Source organism: Mycobacterium sp. (assembly GCF_019247615.1).
In the GTDB taxonomy this organism is placed as follows: domain Bacteria; phylum Actinomycetota; class Actinomycetes; order Mycobacteriales; family Mycobacteriaceae; genus Mycobacterium.
Window position 1 is genome coordinate 1 of record NZ_JAFBAT010000164.1, and the last position, 3,002, is coordinate 3,002.

The 3,002-nt window shown below is 63.8% G+C and carries 3 protein-coding genes and 1 pseudogene; 1 reads left to right on the plus strand and 3 read right to left on the minus strand.

The window, feature by feature from the left end:
- Positions 1-334: 334 nt before the first annotated feature.
- Positions 335-607: pseudogene (locus tag JO059_RS11095) on the plus strand (PE family protein); the annotation flags it as partial.
- Positions 608-1,479: 872 nt separating this feature from the next.
- On the opposite strand, the gene JO059_RS11100 reads toward JO059_RS11095, so the two are convergent.
- The 3 genes from JO059_RS11100 to JO059_RS11110 form a co-directional block, all read right to left on the minus strand.
- Positions 1,480-1,710 (minus strand): hypothetical protein, encoded by a 231-nt coding sequence (locus tag JO059_RS11100; RefSeq protein WP_293316793.1) that lies wholly within the window; start codon positions 1,708-1,710, stop codon positions 1,480-1,482.
- 97 nt (positions 1,711-1,807) lie between these two features.
- The gene (locus JO059_RS11105; RefSeq protein WP_293316796.1) at positions 1,808-2,134 is read right to left on the minus strand and encodes an STAS domain-containing protein; all 327 of its coding nucleotides are present in this window, start codon (positions 2,132-2,134) and stop codon (positions 1,808-1,810) included.
- Positions 2,134-3,002, minus strand: an 869-nt coding sequence (locus JO059_RS11110; protein WP_293316799.1) for a SpoIIE family protein phosphatase, incomplete at its 5' end; no start/stop codon positions are given. The genes JO059_RS11105 and JO059_RS11110, both read right to left, overlap by 1 nt.

The following is a 3,002-nucleotide window of genomic DNA, read 5'->3' on the forward strand; positions in this document are numbered from 1 at the left end:
TGGACCTCGAAGGGCATATCGCGTGGGCCGAGGCGGTGCGCTATCCCGGATGAGAGTGGAGACACCTCCGGCGCGTCGATCACGACCGTCGAGGCCCGTCCCTCCCCCGTCGCCGACGGCCCGACTGTTCTCACATACGGGCTATCGGCCAGGTTCTGCGATCAACCGTCCCATCTACGACCCAAATTCCGATGTCATCCATGAGCCTGCCGCCAGGGCTGAAAATTTGGCGAAAACCTTGAACTAACCGAGCCGGTTCCTCGTGCACCTATCTGGACCCGTTTCACGTTGATTCGCTTCGTCGATGCCTCGACGACGTGGTGGGAGGATTGCGATGTCGTACCTGGTGGCGGCCCCTGAGTTACTGACCTCAGCGGCGACGGATCTCTCCAACATCGGCTCGTCGCTCAGTGCAGCCAGGTCGGCGGCGGCGGCGCCGACGACCGGGGTGCTGGCCGCGGCTGGCGATGAGGTGTCCGCCGCGATAGCGGCGGTGTTCTCGGCCCACGGTCAAGGTTTTCAGGCGCTCAGTGCGCAGGCGGCTGCGTTTCATGACCAGTTTGTGCAGACGTTGGCGGCGGGCGTGCGATCTTATGTCGAAGCCGAGGGCGCCAACGTTGCGGCGTTCACGGCCAATCCCGCGGCATCGGCGGCCGCCGCGCGGCTGGCTCCGAGGCAGCAGTCGCTGAATAACCTGGCAAGCCGGCTCGCACCAATCGCGCAACAACCCGCCGAGCTGCTTGCCGCAACGCTGGGCCTGAGCCCAGCCACCACTCCCGTACCCGGCGATTCAAACTTCATGGTTAAAACCACCAATTTCGGCCTGTTTACAAATACGGTCAGCGCCGACCCTGACGACAATTATGTTGCGACTCGATTCGCGAGCCCGATATTTACCGATACTTTGACTTCTGGGTTTCAAGAAACAATAGGAGCGGGGGCGCCGAGAGAAACAATAAATACGCTGCAAAGTCCGATCTTTCCGTTCTTGAATAGTTCGTTCGCCCTCCCCGTCACGGATCCGTTAGCCTTCTTCTTTTCCGCGCTTCTTCCACTCGGCGCATGAGGCGGCCAACAATTCTCCCACGGCTAGCTCGGAGGGCTGGGTGACGGTCAGTTCTTGTACGCCCGATCCGTATAACGACGACCGGCGCCTCGACCTTGCTGTTCATCTGCCAATCGTCGGTGTCATCGCGAATCCCGGAAGGGAACGTTGCCGCAGTCGAAGAGAGGGGTGCACCCCGTCGACATTCGCCCTGCGGCAAGCGCTGGTGCACGCCGGCAAGCGGATCGAATCGACTTTCCAACTCAATACGCGGCTTCGATTCCCGTCATCGGCTCCACGCTGCATCGGCCAAACGGCGAGCCGCGCAACCCGATCTCGGCGAACGTAAAGTTCGTGGACCAATCCGGACGCTCCGCTATTAAGGACAGCGACCGAGGCGACGGTGACGCCGCGCCGCACTCAGCGTGGGGGTGCTACTGCTCTGCGGCGAGGTGCTTCACCATCTGGCAAAGGTTGACTATGGCGGCGCTCAACTTGTAGATGGTGGCGTCTCGATCGGCCATGCACGACTGCCAGTCCGGGAAATCCGACGCAGGTTTGTGGTTGTCTGCGTTGAGGTGGATTTTCTGTTCGATCTGGTCGCATAGATCCGCGAGGGTCAACTGCCCCGGCGCGCTGACGTCGGAAAACCATTGGTCATTCATGCAGATCGTGCCCTCCCAAAAGCCGCCAGTCTCACAGGCTAGCGACTGCCTTTCCACGCCGTTCGGACGGCCGGCCCCACCGGCGATCGCGGCAACGTCAACCGCCGGCCGTCGGCTGTGCGGCCTCGACGGTGACCAGCTGGGTCAGGCCGCTGATGTTGAGGATCGACATGAGCAAGGGATGGGCAATCAGGTGAATGTGATCGGCGCGGGCGAACAAGACGTTGATGGCGGCGCTGTCGAGATATTCCACGGCGCTGAGGTCCACCGTGATCTTCCGGCCGCCACTGTCGGTCTCGCTCGTGGCGGTGCCGAGGGCTTGGTTGAAAGCGTCCACGTTGCTCATATCGATTTCCCCCGCGGCGGTCAGCACAAGGTTGCCGTCGTCGCATCGCGCGGTGTTGAGGGTGAGTGTCGTGGACATCAGATGATCCTCGCGGAGAGATGAACGGTGGTTCCCGTGCTGCGGGAGTCAATGGTGACGCCTTGCATGAGGCCTCGCATGAGCCCGATGCCCCGGCCACGGTCGACGCTGGCAGCCGGTTGGGGGGGCTTCCACTCGCCGCTGTCGGTGATGGTCAGTTGCACCTGGTCGACCAGGGCGGTCGCACCCACGGTGATCGTGCCCTCCGGGGTGTTGCGGTGGCCATGCTCGATGGCGTTGGCGACGGCCTCGCCCGCAGCGACAAGCACGTCCACCGTTTGCTCTGGGCCCAGCCGTGCTTTCGTCAACCACGTCCGCAGGGCGCTACGGGTAGGCGCCAGCTGGCTGACGTGCGGGGGAAACGTCAATTCCAACGGCGCCGGGTGACGATACAGCAGCAGGACAACGTCGTCCTGATAGCCGCCGCTCGGCGCCAGCCCGGACATGATGTGGTTCGCCAAGTCATCCAGCGTAGAGCCCCGACCGTCCTGAATGATGGAGGCCGCGCGGGAAATGCCGCTCTCCAGTTCGGTGCGGCGCCGTTCGATCAGGCCGTCGGTGTAGAGCAGGAGCGTCGCGCGCGCCGGGATAGTCACCTGCGCCTCGGGGCGCGGCCAGTCCGCTCGTACTCCCAGCGCAATCGTGTGACCATCGTTGAGCGTCCGGATCGCGCCGTCGGCATCGACCACGATGGGCGGCGGGTGCCCGGCACTGGAGTACACCAGTTCAACGGTGTCGGGGTTGAGCACCGCGCAGACGGCGGTGGTGCATTTGGCGCCAGGCAGCCGAGCGGCGAAGCGGTCCATCCCCGCGAGAGCGGCGGCGGGGCTTGGGTTGCCAAAACGCAGAGGGGGGCAGGCGCTGCGTA